The organism is Inquilinus sp. NPDC058860, assembly GCF_042743185.1.
Taxonomy (GTDB): Bacteria; Pseudomonadota; Alphaproteobacteria; order DSM-16000; family Inquilinaceae; genus Inquilinus.
This window is the reverse complement of the sequence record NZ_JBHYMS010000088.1, coordinates 1-20,623: the sequence shown is the minus strand read 5'-3', so window position 1 is coordinate 20,623 and position 20,623 is coordinate 1. Positions and strand designations below refer to the sequence as shown.

The following is a 20,623-nucleotide window of genomic DNA, read 5'->3' as shown; positions in this document are numbered from 1 at the left end:
GAACCCCCTCCCCCTACCCCCCTCCCGCAAGGGGAGGGGGGACTCAAAAAAGGCCATAACCGATCTCATGCCAGGATCGGCGTGATCAGCGGCTCCAGCGTCGCCATCACGGTGGAGACCACGCCGCGGTTGCGCTGGGCCACGGCGCCGGCGGCGCGGGCCATGCGGCGGCGCTCCACCGGGTCGTCCAGCAGGCGGCCGACCGCGGCGGTCAGGGCCGCGGCATCGGCCACCGGCATGGCGCCGCGGGCCTGGCCGAGCTGGGCGGTGATGTCCGGGAAGTTGGTCATGTGCGGGCCGTAGACCAAAGCGGCGCCGAGCTGCGCCGCCTCGATCGGGTTGTGGCCGCCGAACGGCACCAGCGAGCCGCCGATGAAGGCGACCGGGCAGACGCGCAGCCAGATCCCCATCTCGCCGATCGTGTCGGCGACCAGCACGTCGGTGTCGGACCAGGGCAGCTTCGCCTGGCTGCGGCGCAAGGCGCGCAGGCCGGCGGCCTGGACCAGCTCGGCGATCTCCCCGCCGCGGTCGGGGTGGCGCGGCGCCAGCACGGTGATGAGGCCGGGCCGCTTCGCCGCCAGCGCCTTGTGCGCCTGGACGATCTGCTCCTCCTCCCCCGCATGGGTGCTGGCGGCCAGCCAGACCGGGCGGCGGCCGATCGCGGCGCGCATCGCCGCCAACGCCTCGAGATCGGCGTCCGGCGGGTCGGAGGAGAATTTCAGGTTGCCGACCTGGCCGACGCCGCGGGCGCCGAGGGCGCGGAAGTTCCGGGCCGAACGCTCGTCCCAGGGCAGGATCACCCGGAAGATGCCGAGCAGCCGGCGGATCAGCCGCGGCAGCCGGCGCCAGCGGCGGAACGACCTTTCCGACATCCGGGCGTTGACCAGGGCGATCGGCAGGCCGCGCTTCTCGGTCTCGGTCAGCATGTTCGGCCAGATCTCGGATTCGACCCAGATCGCCAGGTTCGGCTGCCAATGGTCGAGGAAGCGGCGGACATAGGCCATGCGGTCGAGCGGCGCGAACTGGTGCATCGCCCGCTCCGGCAGCCGCTCGGCGATCAGCCGGGCCGAGGTCACGGTGCCGGTGGTGACCAGGACCGACAGGCGCGGGTCGCGCTCCAGCAGGCGGCGCACCAGCACCTGCACCGACAGCACCTCGCCGACGCTGGCGGCGTGGACCCAGACCAGCGGGCCCGCGGGGCGCGGGATGCTGGCATGGCCCAGCCGCTCGCCGCGGCGGGCGGGGTCCTCGCGGCCGGCGGCGGTGCGCCGGGCCAGCAGCAGGGGCACGAAGGGGCCGGCGGCGTCGGTCAGGCCGCGATACAGCGCATAAATCATCCGGTCGGGAGCAGGGTCATCGGAAGGGGTGCAGATGAGTCAGGAACTGATCTGTACATGCCTCCCAGGAATAGCGCAGCGCAAAACTGCGGCAATCCTCCGATGGAACCTTCAGAGCCTCGCGGATGGCGCGGCCGAGATCCTCGTCCAGCCGGCCGACCGGGGCATTGCCGATGACGTCGGCCGGGCCCTGCACCGGATAGGCCGCGACCGGCACGCCGCAGGCCAGCGCCTCCAGCATCACCAGGCCGAAAGTGTCGGTGCGCGAGGGGAAGACGAAGACGTCGGCATCGGCATAGGCGTCGACCAGCGCCTGGCCCTCCTTCGACCCGGTGAAGGTGACCTCCGGGTACCGGGCCTGGAAGGCGGGCAGGGACGGGCCGCCGCCGACCACCACCTTCTCGCCGTCCAAGGGCAGCGACAGGAAGGCGTCGAGATTCTTCTCCACCGCCACCCGGCCGACATAGAGGTGGCGCGGCCGCTCATGCCTAGTCCCCTGGGCGCCGCGCTGGGCCGGGCGGAAGCGGTCGGTGTCGACGCCGCGGCTCCAGCGCGCCAGGCGGCGGAAGCCGCGGCTGGTGAGGTTCCGCTCCAGCGTGTCGGTCGCCACCATCACGGCGCTGGCGGCGCGGTGAAAATGGCGCAGCAGGGCGTAGGTCGACGCCAGCGGCATGCCGGTGCGCAGCTGGACGTATTCCGGGAACTGGGTGTGGAACGAGGTGGTGAAGGACAGGCGCCGGCGGATGCAGTAGCGCCGCGCCGCCCAGCCCAGCGGCCCCTCGGTCGAGATGTGGATGGCGTCGGGATCGAACTCGTCGATCAGCCGGGCCATGCGCCGGCTCTGGCCGATCGCCAGGCGGATCTCGGGGTAGGTCGGGCAGGGGATCGAGGCGAAGCGGTCCGGGCCGATCACCTCGACCAGATGGCCGCGGCGGCGCAGCTCGTCGCGGGTCGATTCGATGGTGCGCACCACCCCGTTGACCTGGGGCAGCCAGGCGTCGCTGACAATCAGGATCCGCATCAGCCGGCCGCCGGCTCCGTCACTGCCATGTCCACGGAGACTATATCCGATCCCGGATCAAGCGGCGCGCTGCGGCTTCAGGTCCGGCTGCGGCGCCACCGCGTCGCGGGCCGCGACGATGTCCGCCCAGTGCAGGATCTCCAGCCGCCCGTCCTGATGCTCCACCAGCGCGGTGCAGCTCTCCACCCAGTCGCCGTCGTTGACATAGGTCATGCCCTGTATGTCCTTCAGCTCGGCGGTGTGGATATGGCCGCAGATCACTCCGTCCACGCCGCGCCGCCTGGCCTCCTCGACCAGCGCGAGCTCGAACCGGCCGACGAATTCGACCGCGCGCTTCGCCCGCTGCTTCATATAAGCCGAGAGCGACCAGTAGGAGAAGCCCAGACGGCGGCGGACCAGGTTGAGGACGGTGTTGGTGTGCAGCAACAGCTCGTAGGCCTTGTCGCCGACATGGGCCAGCCATTTGGCGTAGCGCACCACGACGTCGAACTGATCGCCATGGATGACCAGGAAGCGGCGGCCGTCCGCGGTCTCGTGGATGCAGTCGTCGGCGACGTCGACATCGCCGAAGTTCTGGCCGACGAACTGCCGGGCGGCCTCGTCGTGGTTGCCGGGGATGTACAGCACGCGGGTGCCCTTGCGGGCCTTGCGCAGCAGCTTCTGGATCACGTCGTTGTGCGGCTGCGGCCAGTACCAGCTCTTCTTCAGCCGCCAGCCGTCGACGATGTCGCCGACCAGGTACAGCGTGTCGGAGTCGGTGTGCTTCAGGAAGTCGAGGAGGAGGGTGGCGTTGCAGGCCCGGGTGCCGAGATGGACGTCCGAGATCCAGATGGTGCGATAGCGCGTCACCTGATCCATGGGCATCGGTCCTTCGGCGGTCATATACCGTCCGTATAACCGAGACGCCATCGGCAAACAACATATTGATGTCGTCTGTCATCTCGCAGGTGCAAAACTTAATAAAACGGTCACGAGTGCTTCCGCATTGCCGATCTGTCGCCGGCTGTTCGGCCCCTGTTGCGGTGGAATATGAATCTTTTCTGAAGCGGCCGGATCGCGTCTTGCCCGTCCCGGGGCGGTGGGGACCCGCCCTCCCCCGGTTGCGGACGAGGGAGGGCGGGCGCGGCGGCCGCGCGAAAGCGCGAAGCGGCCGCCGACACGGTGGATCGGACTAGATGGGGATGATCGGATCCGGCGGCCTGCCGCCGTCGAGCCCCGCGAAGACCGTCATGAAATGCTGTCCCCCGACGATGCGCTCCCGACCGTCGAAATCGCGGTCCTGCGGCCGCCTTGGATCGGGAACGGCTCAAGATCGGGGAAAATTCTCCGCGATTCGAGTGCGTTTCCGCGCCTCGGCAAAGAACGCAGCAAACGATCGCCCCGCCGGAACGGAATTTCCGGCGGCTGTCTCGATCTTGCCGGCCTTGCGGTCCTACCGCCCGGCCACGGTCATGCCGTCGATCCGTACCGTCGGCGCGTCCATGCCGTAGCGCAGCACCAGGTCGTTGGCCGGCACCAGGGCGCGGTACATGTCCTTCAGGTTGCCGGCGATGGTGACCTCGTTGACCGGATGGGCGATGCGGCCGCGCTCGATCCAGAAGCCGTGCGCGCCGCGGCTGTAGTCGCCGGTGACGCCGTTGACCGACGACCCCATCAGCCCGGTGACGTAGAAGCCGTCCCGGATGTCGGCCATCAGCTCGGCCGGCGTGGCGCTGCCGGGGGCGAGGTACAGGTTGGCGGGCGAGGCGCCGGGCGGGCCGCTGGTGCCGCGCACGGCATGGCCGGTCGGGGCCAGGCCGAGCTGCCGGGCCGAACGCAGGTCGAGCAGCCAGGTGGTCAGGCGGCCGTCCTCGATCAGGGCGCGGCGGCGGCTGGCCACGCCCTCGCTGTCGCAGGGGCGCGAGCGCAGGCCGCGGCGGATATGCGGGTCGTCGATCACCTCGATGCCCGGGGCGAACACGGCCTCGCCCATCTTCTCCTTCAGGAAGCTGGTGCCGCGGGCGATGGCGGCGCCGTTGATGGCGCCGACCAGATGGCCCAGCAGGGTGCGCGACACCCGCGGGTCGAACACCACCGGCACCCGCGCGGTCGACGCCTTGCGCGCGCCCAGCCGGGCCACGGCGCGCTCGCCGGCGCTGCGTCCGACCGCCTCCGCCGCCTGCAGGTCCCCGGCGTGGACGGCGCTGGTGTGGTCGTAGTCGGTCTCCATCGCCGTGCCTTCGCCGGCGATGGCGGAGACCGAGATGCTGCTGCCGGTCGAGCCGGTGACGCGGGCGAAGCCGTTGCTGGCCGCCATCGCCGCCATGCTGCGGCCGAAACCGGCGCTGGCGCCCTCGGAATTGGTCACGCCGGCGACGGCCAGCGCCGCCGCCTCGGCCGCCCGGGCGCGCTCCGCCAGGGTCTCGGTCGACGGCTCGACCGGGTCGACCAGGTCGAGCTCCGGCAGCTCGGTCGCCAGCTCGGACGGGTCGGCGAGGCCGCAATAGGGGTCCTCCGGCACCACCTTCGCCATGGCGACGGCGCGCTCGACGATCTCGTCCAGCGCGGCGGGGCGGCGGTCGGAGGAGGAGACGATCGCCATGCGCCTGCCGATGAAGACGCGCAGGCCCAGGTCGCCGCTTTCCGAGCGCTCGACATGCTCGAGCTGGCCGAGCCGGTGGCTGATCGAGATCGAGGTGCTGTCGAACAGCACGGCGTCGGCGGCGTCGGCGCCGGCCCGCCGCGCCTTGTCGATCAGGCCGGACAGCAGGTCGAGGGTGGCGTCGTGGGGAGAGGGCATCGTCCGGTCCGTCGGTTCCTGGGCCAGACCTCATGTAGCGACGCCGCCCCCGCCGCCGCAAGGTGCAAGGGCAGGCGGCCGCAAGGATCTGCGCAACAGACTTCACCCTCGCCGCCCGCAGGGGCATCCTGGCGGGGCGAGTCGGGGCATGGAGGGTTGCGTGATCGGGATACGGATCGGGGCGGCGCTGGCCGCCGCCTGGATGTTGGCTGCGGCGCCGGCGGGCGCGGTGGAGGAGGACCCCGCCTGGGCCCAGGTGCGGCTGGGCACCCAGGGGCCGCCGCAGGTGATCGGCAGCTATTCCAACGGCTGTATCGCCGGCGCGGTGCAACTGCCGCCGGAAGGCCCCGGCTACCAGATCATCCGGCTCAGCCGCAACCGCAACTGGGGCCATCCGAACCTGGTCGCGACGCTGGAGGATCTCGGCCGAAGGACCGAGGCCGCCGGGCTGCCGCCGATCCTGATCGCCGATATGGGCCAGCCGCGCGGCGGCCCGATCACCGACCATGCGGCGCATGAGAACGGGCTGGACGCCGACATCTGGCTCCGGCTCGACCTGCCGCTCCTGGCGCGCGAGCAGCGCGAGACGCTGAAGCCGGAATACGTCACCGGGGCCTGGACCGACTTCGTCCCACGCGGCGGGCTGAGACCGCAGCAGGCGCAGCTGATCCGCCTGGCGGCGACCGAGCCGCGGGTCGAACGCATCTTCATCCATCCGGCGATCAAGCGCGAGCTGTGCGCGATGTCCTGGGACGACCGGTCGTGGCTCAACAAGGTGCGGCCCTGGACCGGCCACAACGAGCATCTGCACATCCGCATCGGCTGCCCGTCCGGCAGTCCGCTGTGCCGCGAGCAGGACCCCGCCCCGCCCGGCGACGGCTGCGGGTCCGACCTGATGTCCTGGTTCCCGATGCGGGCGCCGAAGCCGTCGAAGTCGACCAGGCCCTACATCCCGCCGCCGATGCCGGCCGCCTGCACCGCGGTGCTGAACGCGCCGCCGGTGGTGGCGGGGCAATAGGGGGGCGCGGGGCCTGCCGCCGTGCGGCGCCGCATCGACGAACGGCCGCCGCGCCACCATCTCCATCGGCATGCCATCCGATTCCGAGCGGAGCGGGCCGATCGGGAGCCGCGGCCTGACGGTCAGGCCGGCCGGCGGAAGCACGCCCGGCATCGAGGCGACCTTTCCCTACGACCGGGGCCTGGTGCAGCGGTTCATGAAGGCCTTCCCCCGGGCCCGCTGGCGCGAGAAGGAGGCGGCCTGGTTCATTCCCGGGGCGACCGCCGAGCGCCGGCTGACCCGGTGGCTCGACCGCGAGCTGCCGGCCGGCGGAGACTACGGCGACGCGAAGGGGCGGGATGCCTTCGCCTTCGATCCCATCGTCAGCCGCTATCTCGAGGTCGCCGACGATCTGCGGATCCGCACGCCCTATTCCAGGACCGTGGTCGACCAGATGCGCGCCATCCCCTGGTCCTGGTGGGACGGCGGGGCGCGGGCATGGCGGGTGCCGTTCCGGTCGTATGAGGAGCTGTGGCGCCGATGGCCGGTGATCGAGGCCGCGGCCCGGCGGAACGAGCCCGAGGAGCGCCGGCGGCGCCGGCTGGCCGAATGGGATCCGGAGGCCCAGCGCCGGGCCGCGGTGCTGGCCGCGGAGCGGCGGCGGCACCGCTATCCGGTCGCCGCCGGCGACCTGCCGCCCTTCGGCCGTCCGGTGATGACCGAGCGGTTCGGCATGGTGGTGTTCACCGAGACCGCGGGGGAGCTGGCGGACCCGTCCGACGGCGCCGCCGTCTACCCGCATCTGGCGCCGGGCGTCGTCGACCATGTGTGGGCGACCTGGCGCCGGCCGGCGCTCGACGAGCTGATCGGCGTCTGGCCGAGCCGGGCGGCGGCAGGACCCGCCGAACGGGTCCGGGGGTGGTGGACGCCCACCCGCGAGGAATTGCGGCAGGCCCGGCGGGAGGCCCGCGTCAGGGACCGCATCCGGGACCGCCGCGCCGCGGGCGTTGCGGTCAGCGATCCCGGCTAAGGCGACAGATATATGGCCTCTACCGTTCCGCTGGTCCGCCTATCGCGGCCGCAGCGCCACCGCGTAGACCAGGCTGTCGGCCTCGGCGCCGCGGAGGTGCGGGGCGCGGTCGTCCTCGTCGGTGATCACCGCGGTCTCGCCCTCGGTCACCGCCAGGTGGCGGCCGATGTCGATCACCGCGGTGCCGCGCAGGACGTGGAACAGCCAGACCGGCGCCGGCTCCAGCACCGCGTCGGCATCGTCCAGCGCCGCCACCCGGTGGTCGATCTGCAGCGACCGGTCGGCGATGACGTTGAGGTCGCGCACCGGCCCGGCGATCAGCTTGCAGGTCGTCGCGGCCTCGCCGTCGAAATCGAAGGGCTCGTAGGGCCGGTCGATGCGGACCGTGCGCGGCGCTGCCCCGCCTTCGGCGATGCCGAGTTCCATGCCGCGGCCGGACAGCAGCATGATGGTGCGGCAGCAGCCGGGGAAGGTGGAGAAGGGGCCGTCGGCCTCGACCTCGGCCAGGCTCAGCCGCCAGCGGAATCCCGCTGGGGTGTCGCCCGGCTCGACCGCGATCTCGGCCGTCCGGCCCCCGCCGTTGCGCCAGGGCATCAGGCGGTGCTGGGCGGGCGAAATGATGCGGGTGGGCATGGACGGCGCGACCTCGGGCAACGGACATCGAACCATACCATAGGATGAGCCGCGTCCATCCCGGATCGCATCATGCCGCCGACGTCATTTGCCGTCGTGAGGGCAGCCGTTGGGGCGGGGCTTGGGGCCGCGGCGGTCGGGCGGCACCTTGCAGTTGTCGACGCGCTGCTCGTCGCTGGCCTTGTCGCCCAGCCGCTCCTTCCCCGTCCTGACCGGATCGCCGGTCGGGGCGGGCGCACCCTGGGGGCCGGCGGCGCCCAGAGCCAGCGCGAGACCCGCCGCCAGGACGCTGCGGCGGATCCAGGCCATCCGTCCCTCCCTCACTGGGCGTCGTGGAAGATGATGCCGAGCGTGTGCCGGCGGCCGCCGCGCAGCCGGCTGACGCCATGGCGGAGATTGACCCGGTAGTCGCCGCGGGTGCCGGCGACCGGCCGGTGATGCACGGCGAAGGCGACGCCGTCGCCCTGGCGCAGCGGCACCACCTCGGGCCGCGACTGCATGCGCGGCCGCTGCTCGGTCAGCACGAACTCGCCGCCGGTGAAGTCGCGGCCGGGCTCGGACAAGAGGATCGCGACCTGCAGCGGGAAGGCCAGGTCGCCGTACAGGTCCTGGTGCAGGCAGTTGAAGTCGCCGGGCTCGTATTGCAGCAGCAGCGGCGTCGGCCGGGTCTGGCCGGCCTTGTGGCAGGCCTCCAGGAACGCCTCATGCTCCGCCGGATAGCGGGTGTCGATGCCCATCCGCGCATTCCAGCCATTGGCGACCGGCGCCAGCCGGGGATAGAGGGCGGCGCGCAGCCCGGCGACCGGCTCCGGCAGCGGATAGGCGAAATACTTGTACTCGCCGCGGCCGAAGCCGTGCCGGGCCATCACCACCCGGCTGCGGAACGGCCCCTCTTCCGGGTAGAGCGCGGCGATGGCGCGGCATTCCTCCGGCGTCAGCAGCGCCGGCAGCACCGCCGCGCCGTGCTGGTCCAGCTCTGCCGCCGCGGCGTCCCGGTCGATCCCGGCCACGCGGTCGGCGGGTGGGGAGAGGGAGTCGTCGTGAGGGCGGAGTGCGGTGCGGGGCATGGGCTTGTCCTCGATGGTGCGACATCAATCTGGCGCCCCGGGTTCCGCCGCGCACTCCGACGCTTGCTTTCAAATTCGCGCGTAGGTTGGGTTCGCGGCAAGCGAACCCAACACTGTCTCCGGCGGCGGGATGTCGGGTTCGCGGTCGCGAACCCAACCTACGCCTGCATCAGCGCGCCGGCACCGGGGTGTAGGTCACCAGGCGCAGGTCGGGCGCGCCCTCGACCAGGAAGGTGGCGTGGGCGAATTCCAGCTCGCCCAGCGTGTCGTGCCGGATCCGCTTCAGACCCTCGCTGCGCTCGGACACGTCGTGCCGCGGCCACCAGCGGCGGAACTCCGGGCTGGCCTCCTGCAGCGCGTCGACCAGCGCGGCGAAGGCGGGGTCGCCGCCGGCCCGGCCGTGGTCGAGCCGGAACTTGGCGAGGATGCGGCGGGCGCCGTCCTCCCAATCCGGCATCATCCGCCGGTAGCGCGGGTCCGTGAACACCAGCCACAGACCGTTGCGCCGGTCCGGCGGGATCAGCGCGTAGTCGCCGAAGATCGCGGTCACGGCGGCGTTCCAGGCCACGATGTCCCAGCGTGCGGTCTTGATGTAGGCGGGGTTCGGCAGGCTGTCCAACAGGGCCTGCAGGATCGGCGACACCGCCGGCAGACCGGGCGCCCCGTGCGGCGGCGGCCGGTGCTGCGCCAGGGCGTAGAGATGCTGCCGCTCGGCCTGGTCCAGCCGCAGCGCCCGGCATACCCGCTCCAGGAAATCGGCCGAGACCTGGATGGCGCGGCCCTGCTCGAACCAGGTGTACCAGGTGACGCCGACCCCGGCGAGCTGGGCCACCTCCTCGCGCCGGAGCCCGGGCGTGCGGCGGCGCGATCCCGCGGGCAGGCCGACCTCGTCCGGGCTGGTCCGGGCCCGGCGGTCGCGCACGAAATCGGACAAGGCGCGGCGGCCGGCGGTGCGCTGCAGGGTGGAGACGGGCATAGGCTGTTGCCATCGCTAATAGGATAAGAACTTATCTTTTCCTATTATAGCGCATCCCCCAGTCTCTGTCGCGGGCGGACGGAGCCACCGTACCCGCCGATGGAGATCCCGCATGACCGATGTGACCTGTCCCGCCGCGGCCGAGCGCCCGGCGATCCCGGCGCGACGCTGGCTCGGCCTGGCCGTGATGCTGCTCGGCCCCTTCATGACCGTGATGGACGTGATGATCGTCAACGTGGCGATCCCGAGCATCCGGCGGGGGCTCGGCGCCAGCTACGCCGAGGCCGAGCTGGTGGTGGCCGGCTACAGCCTGGCCTATGCGGTGGCGCTGATCACCGGCGGACGCCTCGGCGACCTGCGGGGGCGGCGGCGGATGTTCGTCGCCGGCCTTGTCGGCTTCACCCTGACCTCGGCCCTGTGCGGCCTGGCGCCGAGCGCCGAGATGCTGATCCTGGCCCGGCTGCTGCAGGGCGTCGCGGCGGCGCTGCTGTTCCCGCAGGTGTTCTCGCTGATCCGCGTCACCTTCCCGGAGCCGCAGGCCTGCGCCAGGGCCTTCGCCGCGCTCGGCGTGGTGCTGGGGCTGGCCGCGGTGGCCGGGCAGGTTCTGGGGGGCATCCTGGTCGCGGCCGATCTCTGGGGCTTGAGCTGGCGGCCGATCTTCCTGGTCAACATCCCGATCGGCTTCGCGGCCGCGCTGGCGGCGCCGCGGCTGATCCCGGCGGACCGGGTGTCGCCCGGCCAGCGGCTGGACCTCGCCGGCGTGGCCTTGAGCGCGCTCGGCCTCGGCCTGCTGCTGTATCCGCTGATCGAAGGGCGCGAGGCCGGCTGGCCGGGCTGGTCGGTGGCCATGCTGGCGGCCGCGGTGCTGGTGCTGGCGGCCTTTGCCCTGCACCAGCACGCCCGGTCGCGCCGCGGGGCGTCGCCGCTGCTGCACACCGCGCTGTTCCGCGACCGCGCCTTCGCCGCCGGGGTGCTGCTGGTGCTGGTGTTCTATTCGACCCTGAACTCGGTCTATCTCGCCTATGCCTTCCTGGCGCAGCTCGGGCTCAGCCGCTCCGCGCTGGCGGCCGGGCTGGTGTTCTCCCCGGCCGCCGTGTCCTTCATGGTCGCCTCGATCGCCGCCGGCCGGGTCGCGCCGGAGCACCGCCGCGCGGTGCTGATGGCCGGGGCCGCGATCGCGGCGCTGGGCGAGTTCGTCGCCGCCGCCACGGCGCTGGCGGTCGCGCCGCTGCAGCCGGAAGCGCTGATCCCGGCGCTGCTGCTGCTCGGCACCGGCCAGGGCCTGCTGATGACGCCGCTGCTCAACACCGTGCTCGGCGGCATCCGTGACGGCGACATCGGCTCGGCGTCGGGCATGCTCAGCACCATGCAGCAGGTCGGCGGCGCCTTCGGCGTGGCGATCGCCGGGATCCTGTTCGCCGCGGTGCTGGACGGCGCCCGCGCCGCCGGGGCGGGCGAGGCCGCCGCCTATGCCCGCGCCTTCGCCGCGGCGGCTGGGTACGGCGGTCTGGCGACGCTCGTCACCCTCGGGCTGCTGTTCGCCCTGCCGAAGAAGGCCGGTTGAGCGGCGCCAGGCGCAAATTGCACCGCGGGGAGGGTGACGATTCCGCGCTTTGGGCCGGCGGCCGGCTGTGGCATGACTTCCCGGTCCTCCCCTTTGAGCACAGCCGCCGCCATGCAGCCCTTCACCACGCTCACCGCCGTCGCAGCGCCGCTGCCGATCGTCAATGTCGACACCGACATGATCATCCCGAAGCAGTTCCTGAAGACGATCAAGCGCACCGGCCTCGCCGCCGGCCTGTTCTACGAGCTGCGCACCGACGAGCAGGGCAACCCGAAGGATTTCGTGCTCGACCGGCCGGCCTATCAGAAGGCGCAGATCCTGGTCGCGGGCGACAATTTCGGCTGCGGCTCGTCGCGCGAGCACGCGCCCTGGGCGCTCTTGGACTTCGGCATCCGCTGCGTCATCGCGCCCAGCTTCGCCGACATCTTCTACAACAACTGCTTCAAGAACGGCATCCTGCCGATCGCCCTGCCGCAGGAGCAGGTCGAGCTGCTGATGAAGGACGCCGAGAACGGCGCCAACGCGACCCTGACGGTCGATCTGGACAAGCAGGAGATCACCCGGCCGGACGGCCAGAAGCTCCGCTTCGACCTCGACCCGTTCCGCAAGCACTGCCTGATCAACGGCCTCGACGACATCGGCCTGACCCTGCAGCAGGCCGGCGAGATCGACAGCTTCGAGGCCAAGCGCAAGTCGGCGCAGCCCTGGCTGGCGGCCTGAGCCGCCGGACTTCCCCTCCGCTCCCTTCCTCAAACCCCGCTGAAGGTCGATTTCCCATGGCTGCCAACAAGAAGCTCCTCGTCCTCGCCGGTGACGGCATCGGCCCGGAGGTGATGGGCGAGGTCAAGCGCGCCGCCGAATGGCTGGGCAGCCATCGCGCGGTCGGCTTCGACATCGACGAGCAGTTGGTCGGCGGCTGCTCGATCGACGCCAACGGCGTGCCGGTCACCGACGCCACCATGGAGACCGCGCTGGCGGTGGACGCCGTGCTGCTGGGCGCGGTCGGCGGGCCGAAATGGGACGCGGTCGACTTCTCGATCCGGCCCGAGGCCGGCCTGCTGCGCCTGCGCAAGGACCTGGAACTGTTCGCCAACCTGCGCCCGGCGCTGGTCTACCCGGCCCTGGCCGATGCCTCGACGCTGAAGCGCGAGGTGGTCGAAGGCCTCGACATCCTGATCGTGCGCGAGCTGACCGGCGGCGTCTATTTCGGCGAGCCGCGCGGCATCACCGACCTCGGCAACGGCGAGCGCCGCGGCATCAACACCCAGGTCTATACGACGTCGGAGATCCGCCGCGTCGCCGCCGTGGCCTTCGAGCTGGCGCGCAAGCGCGGCAACAAGCTGTGCTCGGTCGAGAAGATGAACGTCATGGAATCGGGTCGGCTGTGGCGCGAGGAGGTGACCAAGCTGCATCAGGAGCAGTATTCGGACGTCCAGCTCAGCCACATGCTGGCCGACAACTGCGCCATGCAGCTGGTGCGCAACCCCAAGCAGTTCGACGTCATCGTCACCGACAACCTGTTCGGCGACATGCTGTCGGACGAGGCGGCGATGCTGACCGGCAGCTTGGGCATGCTGCCCTCGGCCTCGCTCGGCGCGCCCGACGCCACCGGCCGGCGCCGCGCGCTGTACGAGCCGGTCCATGGTTCGGCGCCGGACATCGCGGGGCAGGGCAAGGCCAACCCGATCGCGACGCTGCTCAGCTTCGGCATGATGCTGCGCTACAGCTTCGACCTCGCCGCAGAGGCCGACCTCTTGGAGGCGGCGGTGTCGGACGTGCTGGACCGCGGCATCCGCACCGCCGACATCGCCGGCACCGGCGCGTCCCAGGTGGTGTCGACCGGCGACATGGGCACGGCGATCCTCGAAGCGATGGCCGCCCGCTCGCGTTAACGTCTTCTCAGGTATTTGTGCAGTGCGAAAGGGCGGGGCCGTCGGTCTCGCCCTTTTTGTCTGGCGTTTCGCCAATCGCCGCGCATATCCGAATCAATTTTATGCGATTCGCCCCGACAGCCGGCGCGGATCGCGCGCCGTTGTTCTTCCCGGCGGCAATTTTTGCGTCGGGTTGACGTAGCGTCCGGCTGGGCTCGGCCGCGCCGCAGGTATTCAATCTCATCGAGACCTTGAACAGTGCTTGACGGCGCCACCCTGTTCAGCGTGACGTAATGTTACAAGCGCAACGTTGCGCAACAGATCGGTCGACAAGGGGGGAACACGCCGAGATGAAGCAGGGGATTTCGCGTCTGGCGCTGGGGGTGGCGGCCATGTCCGCCATGGCGGGGCTCGGGTCCGGAGCGGCGAATGCGGCCGGCTTCTACATCCAGGAGCAGAGCGTGCCCGGCCTCGGCCGCGCCTTCGCCGGCTCCGCCGCCGCGGCCGACGACGCCAGCACCATCTACTTCAACCCGGCCGGCATGGGCTTCCTGAAGCAGGGCGAGGCCCAGTTCGGCGGCAGCCTGCTGATCCCGGATTCCCGGTTGACGGACGACGGCTCGACCATCGACTACCCGGCCTTCCGCACGCCGGGCGGCATCTTCAACCCCGGGCCCGGCGCCATTTCCGGCGAGAGCAAGAGCAACAACCCCTACGACCCGACGCTGGTGCCGCACGGCTATGTCGCCCTGCCGGTGCCGAACACCGAGAACCGCCTGTGGTTCGGCATCGGGCTTGGCGCCCCCTTCGGGCTGGAAAGCCAGTACAACAGCAACTGGTTCGGCCGCTACGACGCCACCAAGACCGAGCTGCAGGTCTACAACTTCTCGCCGACCGTCGCCTATCGGGTGAACGACTGGCTGTCGATCGGCGGCGGCATCGACATCTCCTATGCCTGGGCCAAGCTCGAGAGCAAGGTGCCGAACCCGGTGGGCGCGCTGCTGCCGGCCTTCTCCGATGACGGCGACCTGTCGATCAAGGGCGACAGCTGGGCCGTGGGCTACAACATCGGCGCCATCGTGCAGCCGGTCGAGGGCACCCGGATCGGCGTGCATTTCCGCTCCGGCGTCGACCACATGCTGGACGGGCGCGCCAAGCTCGACGGCGTCGACTTCCCGCCGCTGCCGGGGCTGCCGGCGACCGCGGATTTCGCCACCGGCGGCCGTGCCAAGCTGAACCTGCCGCCGATCCTCAGCTTCGGCATCCGGCAGGAGGTCACGCCGCAGATCGCGCTGCTCGGCGGGATCACCTGGTACGGATGGTCGTCGTTCAAGGAGATCCGGGTCAAGCGCGAGGACGGCGGCGACGACCTGGTGAACGAGCAGCGCTACCGGGACACGGTCGGCGTCTCGATCGGCGGCGAATACTACTGGAACGACGACCTGACGCTGCGCGCCGGCTTCCAGTACGACCCGACCCCGACCAAGGCCGGCTTCCGCTCCAGCCGCACCCCGGACGGCGACCGCTACTGGCTGTCCGCCGGCCTCAGCTACGACGTCATGGAGAACATGTCGGTCGACTTCGCCTACACCCACATCTTCATCGACGGCCGCAAGATGGACCCCGAGCGCGACTTCTATGTCGGCACGCCGCTGGAGACCCAGGTGGATTACGACGCCAAGAACAGCGGCAGCGTGGATATCGTGGCGCTGGGGCTGCGGTATCGGTTCTGAGGCAGGCCCCGCAAACCCAGACTGTCATGCCCGGGCTTGACCCGGGCATCCAGGATTCTCGATGCCGCTCTGGGCGGCCCCTGGATCGCCGGGTCAAGCCCGGCGACGACAATAATGAAGGGCGGCGGGCGCGGCGGCAGCCTCACGGCTGCACCCCCGCCCGGCGCAGCTCGTCCTCCAGCCGGCCGGTCACCCACAGCCCGTACATGCGGAAGTCGCTGAGCAGCGACCATAGCGGATAGGTGAATGTGGCCGGGCGGTTGTGCTCGACGAAGAAATGGCCGATCCAGGCGAAGAGATAGCCCGAGACCAGCGCCGCCAGGAGCCACCACCAGCTGCCGGTGACGATCAGCAGCACGAGGCAGAGCAGCGCCAGGCTGGTGCCGAAGAAATGCAGCGCCCGGGTCCGCGGCCGCGCATGCTCGCGCAGGTAGTAGGGCCAGAAGGCGGAATAGCTCGGCAGCCTCTCGGCCATCTCCCATCCTCCCTTGTCCAGCCGCCAGCCGTCCCCTGGCGGCATGATCGCCGCGCGCAATTCGCATGGCTGTGTCCTTGCGCGCGGATCGGCATACATTCTACCGAGTGCGTCCCTCACAGCAATCGAACAGCCGGATTACGGATATGGGCTATCGGGTCGCGGTCATCGGCGCCACCGGCAATGTCGGTCGCGAGATGCTTTCCATCCTCGCCGAGCGGGAGTTCCCGGTCGACGAGGTCGTCGCGCTGGCGTCGGAGCGCTCGATCGGGCGCCAGGTCTCCTTCGGCGAGGACGACATCCTCGACGTGCAGGATCTCGCCAAGTTCGACTTCAAGGGCATCGATATCGTGCTGTCCTCGCCGGGCGCCAAGATCTCGGCGGTACACGCGCCCCGCGCGGCCAAGGCCGGGGCGGTGGTGATCGACAACACCTCGCAGTTCCGCATGGACCCGGACGTGCCGCTGGTGGTGCCCGAGGTCAACCCGCAGGCGATCGCCGGTTTCCGCAAGAGGGGCATCATCGCCAACCCGAACTGCTCCACCATCCAGATGGTGGTGGCGCTGCGGCCGCTGCACGCGCTGGCCAAGATCCGCCGCGTCGTGGTCTCGACCTACCAGTCGGTCTCCGGCGGCGGCAAGGAGGCGATGGACGAGCTGTTCAACCAGACCCGCGCCGTCTACGTGAACGACCCGATCGTGAAGGAGAAGTTCACCAAGCAGATCGCCTTCAACGTCATCCCGCACATCGACGTCTTCATGGATGACGGGTCGACGAAGGAGGAGTGGAAGATGATGGTCGAGACCAAGAAGATCCTCGACCCCGCGATCAAGATCGTCGCCCATTGCGTGCGGGTGCCGGTCTTCATCGGCCACTCCGAGATGGTGAACATCGAGTGCGAGAACCCGATCTCGGCCGCCGAGGCGCGGGCCGCGCTGAAGCGGGCGCCGGGGATCTCGGTGGTGGACCACCGCGCCGACGAGGGCTACGTCACCCCGGTCGAATGCGCCGGCGAGGACCTGGTCTATGTCAGCCGCATCCGCGAGGACGTCACGGTCGAGAACGGCCTGTCCTTCTGGGTGGTCGCCGACAATCTCCGCAAGGGCGCGGCGCTGAACGCCGTCCAGATCGCCGAAGTCCTGGTCAAGGACGGCCATCTGCGCAAGGCCGCTTGATATTGTCCGATCATTGTGGCGAAGGGGATTCCGGCCGGGATCCCCTTCGGCTCTGCTGCCGACGGACTTTCCTAATCGATTTTGGTTTGATGTCCGTTTCGATATGGACAATTTTATATACTCATCATAGATAGGGGTGGCGCCCCCCCCCTTTTATTTCCGGACCGTGCGCATGAGCCGCCTGACCGCCCATGAGCTCGAGCTCTCCGCCCGGGTGCTGCTGCGCCGGCACGGATCGGCGGCGCCGGAGGAGGCGCGGCGCCAGGCCGAGGCCTGTGCCCCCGGCCGCGAGCGGCACTGGGTGGCGACCTGGCTGGTGATCGCCGAGCTCTGCGAGGAGCTGCTGGCCTCGGCCGGCCCGGCCACACATCCGGCCTCGGTCACGCATCCGGCAGGGTGAAGACGGCGCAGGGCGCCGCGATGCCGCGCAGCGGGTGCTCGCCCAGCGGCACCAGCGGCGCCGCGGTCTCGGCGGCGAGCGCGCCGGAGACCAGCACCGCCCGGCCGAGCGGCCGGCACAGCCCCTCCAGCCGGCTGACCAGGTTGACGGCGGGGCCGATGGCGGTGAAGTCCAGCCGGTCGGCGGCGCCGATATTGCCCCACATCATCTCGCCCAGATGCAGCGCCGCGCCGAAGGGCAGCGGCGGCAGGCCCCGGGCCTGCCGCGCGGCGTCGAGATGGGCCATGCCGGCGCGGGCGGCGGCGACCGCGCGCAGCGCCGCCTCGCAGGCCCCGCGGGCCTCGGCCGGGGATCCGGCGACCGGGAAGATCGCCAGCAGCCCGTCGCCCATGAACTTCAGCACCTCGCCGCCGAAGGCGTGCACCGCCCCGGCGATGCGGTCGAACCAGGCATCCAGCATGGCGATCACCTCGGCCGGCGCCGTGGCCTCGGACAGGGCGGTGAAGTCGCGCAGATCGGCGCAGAGCAGGGCGGCGCGGATGGTCTCGCCGGCGCCGCGGCGCAGCGCCCCGGCCTGCACCCGGGCGGCGCTGCGTCGGCCGAGATAGGCCTCCAGCAGGGCCGCCAGCGCCGCCCGCGAGGCCAGGGCCGACAGCGGCGCGGCGGCGAAGCGCGCGGCCTGGCGCAGCCGATGGGATTCGTCGGGATCGAACGGCCGGCTCCCGGCCCAGGCCAGCACCGCCGGCCCGGCGGTCTGCTCCTGCACCGGGCCCGGCCCCAGCCCCGACAGCCAGTCGCGGCCGCCCCGGCCGGGCGGGCCGGCGGCCGCCAGCGGCATGCCGGCGAAGCCCAGCGCCTCGATCACCGCGCCGGTCCCGGCCCGCCACAGCCAGGTGCGGCGGGCGACGATCGGGTGCGGCACCGACAGGGTCAGGGCGGCGCCGGCCAGCGGCAGCCCGTCGGCCAGCAGCCGGCCGCCGAGCTCGGCCAGGAAGCGGTCCGGTCCGGGCGAAGCGCCGGCATCGTCCAACAGCCAGGCGAGGGGCGGGGGCAGGTCCATGCCGCGATCATGCCGCCGCGGCCCTGGGGCTGTCACCCGTCGTGGGGTGGCGAACCCCGTCCGCACCGTGTTATTTTGCCGGCTGCACCGGGATCGCCGGAGAGGAGGCCCATGGACGAACCGACCGTCTTCCGGCGCGAGATCCAGGTCCCGGCGCCGCCCGCCACCCTCTTCGCCTTCCTGACCGACCCCGAGAAGCTGCTGCGCTGGATGGGCATCGGCGCGACGCTGGAGCCGCAGCCCGGCGGGCTCTACCTGCTCGACGTCGACGGCATCAACATCGTGCGCGGCGCCTTCCGCGAGGTGGTGCCGGTGCACCGCCTGGTCTACAGCTTCGGCTGGGAGGGCAATGCCGAGGTGCCGCCGGGCTCCAGCCAGGTCGAGATCGACCTGATCGAGCAGCCGGACGGCACCCTGATGCGGATGACCCATAGCGGCCTGCCGCCATCGGCTCTGTCGTCGCATGAGCGGGGCTGGGCGTTCTTCCTCGAGCGCCTCGCGGCGGTGGTCGCCGGCCGCGATCCGGACTCCGTTCCGTCGCCCGGCTGCCCCCCGTCGAAGGATGAGGCCTGACCGTCAGAACCGTGGAGGAGACCGATGCCAGACGACCTCGTCGTCCGCCGCGAGACGCACATCCCGGCGCCGCCCGCCGCGGTGTTCGCGCTGCTGACCGACCCGGAGCAGATCCTGCGCTGGATGGGCACCGAGGCGCAGCTCGACCCGCAGCCCGGCGGCCTCTACCTGGTCAACGTCACCGGCGCCCGCTTCGCCCGCGGCGCCTTCCGCGAGGTGGTGCCGGTGCATCGCCTGGCCTACAGCTTCGGCTGGGACGGCAGCGAGGTGGTGCCGCCGGGCTCCAGCCTGGTCGAGATCGACCTGGTCGAGCAGCCGGACGGCACGCTGCTGAAGATGACGCAGACCGGCCTGCCCAGTGCCGAGCAATGCGCCGGCCATGCCGAGGGGTGGGCCCATTACCTCGACCGGCTGGCCGCGCTCGCCGGCGGCCGCGACCCGGGCCCGGACCCCTGGCTCGGCCGCGACGGACAAAAAGACTGATCGGCCTGTCGGACTCCGGCATTCCCGTTCGTCCTCCGGAGAGACCATCCCGGAGGTGAGCCATGGACGAACGGCCGGTCATCAAGTCGCGTCGCAAGGGCAAGAGTCAGACGCAGAGCATGCTGATCCCGAGCGAGAGGATGGTCGCCGACGCGCTGCGGTTGGCGCCGCCCGGCCGGCTGTCGGACCTGGGGGAGCTGCGGCGGGCGCTCGCGGTGAGCTATGGCGCGGACGCCTGCTGCCCGGTCACCACGCAGCGCCACCTGGTGCGGCTCAGCCAGGATGGCAGCGCGCCCTTCTGGCGCGTCGTCGACCCCGACCGGCCCTTCGCCCGGCGGCTGGCCGGCGGGCCGGACCGCATCCGCGAAGCCCTGGCCGCGGAGCGCTGACCGCGGCCGGGCCCCCGGCCCGGATCGTCTTCGCCTGCATACCATGATGCCGTTCCTGCATTGGGCGGCGGATCCCTTTCCCATTACCTGAATATGACCGTTCCGTGACGGCAGGTCCGTGACGGCAGGCAGCCCGCCGGCGGCGGTCTCGGCAACGGGACGGTCGCGGCACGGCCGGCCGTCCCGCCGGATCCCGGCCAATCCTCGCAGGACTGCCGATCCCGACGAACATGGAGAGCCCGCTGAAGCGGGCCTGAGGCTGGGGAGCCCATGAAGAAGAAGTCGCGAATCTCAGGGCCCAGGATGGCCCTGTACGTCAACAGGCTGACCACGGCCATCGTCCCGACCGGGGCCGATGCCGGCGACCCGCTGGACCCCTTCGTCCAGACGCGGAGGACCGGGAACGGCCGGACCGAGATCGCGGTCGGGACCCGCACCTTCTTCGCCGGAACGCTCGACGTCGGCGGACCGGCGCCCGTGCAGGTGGTGGCGGAACGCCGGTCCCGCGGCGACGGCAAGGGCGGCGGCGAGCAGGAGACGTTCCATCCGGTGAAGGCGGACCTGACGCTGGACACCGCGGTCGAGCTGTACAAGCAGCCGCAAGGCCGCTGGGGCGTCCGCGGCGGCCGGACGATACCGGCCTCGGCCGCATGGCTCGCCGGGGACGGGCTCGACGCCCTGAACGCCACGGCGTTCGAGCCCGGCTTCCGCCAGGTCGGGTCGCGCGAATGCTGCGTCGGCGAGGTGATGTTCCGGGGCAAGGCCAATGAGCGGTCCGCGCCGGTGCTGGTCGAGCGTGTGCTCGGCCCGGACGCGGCCGGGGATGGCTACCGCCTGGTCAACGCCGATCTCGGCCGGGGCGACGCAGTCGAGCTGGTCGACGGGCCGGCGCGCTCGGATCCCTTCGCCACCGAGGTGCTGCGCCGGATCAGGACGGCCAGGGCCGCCGGGCCGGGCCGGCAGATCGCGGAGGCGGCGGCGCTCAACGCGCTGAAGGCCGGTGCCTCGGTCGACGCCGCGGTCACCCTGGCGGACGGCCTGTGCCCGGCGGGCGGGACGG

The 20,623-nt window shown here is 71.4% G+C and carries 22 protein-coding genes; 12 read left to right on the top strand and 10 right to left on the bottom strand.

What is annotated here, in order from left to right:
- Positions 1 to 65: 65 nt before the first annotated feature.
- From ACFW16_RS34155 to ACFW16_RS34140, 4 genes are all read right to left on the bottom strand, one after another.
- Positions 66 to 1,337 (bottom strand): 3-deoxy-D-manno-octulosonic acid transferase, encoded by a 1,272-nt coding sequence (locus tag ACFW16_RS34155; RefSeq protein ID WP_380313567.1) that lies wholly within the window; start codon positions 1,335 to 1,337, stop codon positions 66 to 68.
- Between the two features lie 16 nt (positions 1,338 to 1,353).
- Positions 1,354 to 2,358: a glycosyltransferase family 4 protein gene (locus tag ACFW16_RS34150; RefSeq protein WP_380313566.1), complete on the bottom strand. Its 1,005-nt coding sequence runs from the start codon at positions 2,356 to 2,358 to the stop codon at positions 1,354 to 1,356.
- Positions 2,359 to 2,415: 57 nt separating this feature from the next.
- A complete protein-coding gene (locus tag ACFW16_RS34145) occupies positions 2,416 to 3,216 on the bottom strand; it encodes a UDP-2,3-diacylglucosamine diphosphatase (protein WP_380313565.1) in 801 nt (266 codons plus the stop codon).
- Positions 3,217 to 3,790: 574 nt separating this feature from the next.
- Positions 3,791 to 5,137: a TldD/PmbA family protein gene (locus tag ACFW16_RS34140; RefSeq protein WP_380313564.1), complete on the bottom strand. Its 1,347-nt coding sequence runs from the start codon at positions 5,135 to 5,137 to the stop codon at positions 3,791 to 3,793.
- 160 nt (positions 5,138 to 5,297) lie between these two features.
- Here ACFW16_RS34140 and mepA point away from each other — a divergent pair, with 160 nt between their 5' ends.
- Together mepA and ACFW16_RS34130 are read left to right on the top strand one after the other, a co-directional pair.
- Positions 5,298 to 6,155 (top strand): penicillin-insensitive murein endopeptidase, encoded by an 858-nt coding sequence (mepA, locus tag ACFW16_RS34135; RefSeq protein WP_380313563.1) that lies wholly within the window; start codon positions 5,298 to 5,300, stop codon positions 6,153 to 6,155.
- Between the two features lie 70 nt (positions 6,156 to 6,225).
- A complete protein-coding gene (locus ACFW16_RS34130) occupies positions 6,226 to 7,164 on the top strand; it encodes a hypothetical protein (RefSeq protein WP_380313562.1) in 939 nt (312 codons plus the stop codon).
- 39 nt (positions 7,165 to 7,203) lie between these two features.
- Here the strand turns inward: ACFW16_RS34130 and ACFW16_RS34125 are convergent, their stop codons facing one another.
- From ACFW16_RS34125 to ACFW16_RS34110, 4 genes are all read right to left on the bottom strand, one after another.
- Positions 7,204 to 7,797: a HutD family protein gene (locus ACFW16_RS34125; RefSeq protein WP_380313561.1), complete on the bottom strand. Its 594-nt coding sequence runs from the start codon at positions 7,795 to 7,797 to the stop codon at positions 7,204 to 7,206.
- 84 nt (positions 7,798 to 7,881) lie between these two features.
- Positions 7,882 to 8,106, bottom strand: a complete 225-nt coding sequence (locus tag ACFW16_RS34120; RefSeq protein ID WP_380313560.1) for a hypothetical protein — start codon at positions 8,104 to 8,106, stop codon at positions 7,882 to 7,884.
- An 11-nt stretch (positions 8,107 to 8,117) separates the two neighbouring features.
- Positions 8,118 to 8,864 carry a 2OG-Fe(II) oxygenase gene (locus tag ACFW16_RS34115; RefSeq protein ID WP_380313559.1) on the bottom strand — a complete coding sequence of 249 codons (747 nt, stop codon included), beginning with the start codon at positions 8,862 to 8,864 and terminating at the stop codon, positions 8,118 to 8,120.
- 169 nt (positions 8,865 to 9,033) lie between these two features.
- A complete protein-coding gene (locus ACFW16_RS34110) occupies positions 9,034 to 9,840 on the bottom strand; it encodes a helix-turn-helix transcriptional regulator (RefSeq protein WP_380313558.1) in 807 nt (268 codons plus the stop codon).
- Positions 9,841 to 9,952: 112 nt separating this feature from the next.
- On the opposite strand from ACFW16_RS34110, the gene ACFW16_RS34105 reads away from it, so the two are divergent.
- The 4 genes from ACFW16_RS34105 to ACFW16_RS34090 all read left to right on the top strand — a co-directional run bounded on the left by ACFW16_RS34105 (position 9,953) and on the right by ACFW16_RS34090 (position 15,008).
- A complete protein-coding gene (locus tag ACFW16_RS34105) occupies positions 9,953 to 11,404 on the top strand; it encodes an MFS transporter (protein WP_380313557.1) in 1,452 nt (483 codons plus the stop codon).
- Between the two features lie 111 nt (positions 11,405 to 11,515).
- A complete protein-coding gene (gene leuD / locus ACFW16_RS34100; RefSeq protein WP_380313568.1) occupies positions 11,516 to 12,124 on the top strand; it encodes a 3-isopropylmalate dehydratase small subunit in 609 nt (202 codons plus the stop codon).
- Between the two features lie 56 nt (positions 12,125 to 12,180).
- Complete coding sequence (gene leuB / locus ACFW16_RS34095) at positions 12,181 to 13,296, top strand: 3-isopropylmalate dehydrogenase (protein WP_380313556.1); 1,116 nt, start codon at positions 12,181 to 12,183, stop codon at positions 13,294 to 13,296.
- A gap of 329 nt (positions 13,297 to 13,625) precedes the next feature.
- Complete coding sequence (locus ACFW16_RS34090; RefSeq protein WP_380313555.1) at positions 13,626 to 15,008, top strand: OmpP1/FadL family transporter; 1,383 nt, start codon at positions 13,626 to 13,628, stop codon at positions 15,006 to 15,008.
- A gap of 142 nt (positions 15,009 to 15,150) precedes the next feature.
- Here the strand turns inward: ACFW16_RS34090 and ACFW16_RS34085 are convergent, their stop codons facing one another.
- Positions 15,151 to 15,483 carry an Mpo1-like protein gene (locus ACFW16_RS34085; RefSeq protein WP_380313554.1) on the bottom strand — a complete coding sequence of 111 codons (333 nt, stop codon included), beginning with the start codon at positions 15,481 to 15,483 and terminating at the stop codon, positions 15,151 to 15,153.
- 146 nt (positions 15,484 to 15,629) lie between these two features.
- Here ACFW16_RS34085 and ACFW16_RS34080 point away from each other — a divergent pair, with 146 nt between their 5' ends.
- The gene (locus ACFW16_RS34080; RefSeq protein WP_380313553.1) at positions 15,630 to 16,658 is read left to right on the top strand and encodes an aspartate-semialdehyde dehydrogenase; all 1,029 of its coding nucleotides are present in this window, start codon (positions 15,630 to 15,632) and stop codon (positions 16,656 to 16,658) included.
- A gap of 172 nt (positions 16,659 to 16,830) precedes the next feature.
- Positions 16,831 to 17,058 carry a hypothetical protein gene (locus ACFW16_RS34075; RefSeq protein ID WP_380313552.1) on the top strand — a complete coding sequence of 76 codons (228 nt, stop codon included), beginning with the start codon at positions 16,831 to 16,833 and terminating at the stop codon, positions 17,056 to 17,058.
- Here ACFW16_RS34075 and ACFW16_RS34070 read toward each other — a convergent pair.
- Positions 17,039 to 18,118, bottom strand: coding sequence for an adenylate/guanylate cyclase domain-containing protein (locus tag ACFW16_RS34070; RefSeq protein WP_380313551.1), 1,080 nt, complete (start codon positions 18,116 to 18,118; stop codon positions 17,039 to 17,041). The two genes, ACFW16_RS34075 and ACFW16_RS34070, sit on opposite strands and share 20 nt — an antisense overlap.
- A gap of 111 nt (positions 18,119 to 18,229) precedes the next feature.
- Here ACFW16_RS34070 and ACFW16_RS34065 point away from each other — a divergent pair, with 111 nt between their 5' ends.
- The 4 genes from ACFW16_RS34065 to ACFW16_RS34050 all read left to right on the top strand — a co-directional run.
- Complete coding sequence (locus tag ACFW16_RS34065; RefSeq protein WP_380313550.1) at positions 18,230 to 18,691, top strand: SRPBCC domain-containing protein; 462 nt, start codon at positions 18,230 to 18,232, stop codon at positions 18,689 to 18,691.
- 24 nt (positions 18,692 to 18,715) lie between these two features.
- Positions 18,716 to 19,174, top strand: coding sequence for an SRPBCC domain-containing protein (locus ACFW16_RS34060; protein WP_380313549.1), 459 nt, complete (start codon positions 18,716 to 18,718; stop codon positions 19,172 to 19,174).
- Positions 19,175 to 19,236: 62 nt separating this feature from the next.
- Positions 19,237 to 19,563, top strand: coding sequence for a hypothetical protein (locus ACFW16_RS34055; protein ID WP_380313548.1), 327 nt, complete (start codon positions 19,237 to 19,239; stop codon positions 19,561 to 19,563).
- A 303-nt stretch (positions 19,564 to 19,866) separates the two neighbouring features.
- Positions 19,867 to 20,623: hypothetical protein (locus ACFW16_RS34050; protein WP_380313547.1), on the top strand; the 757-nt coding region annotated here is incomplete at its 3' end.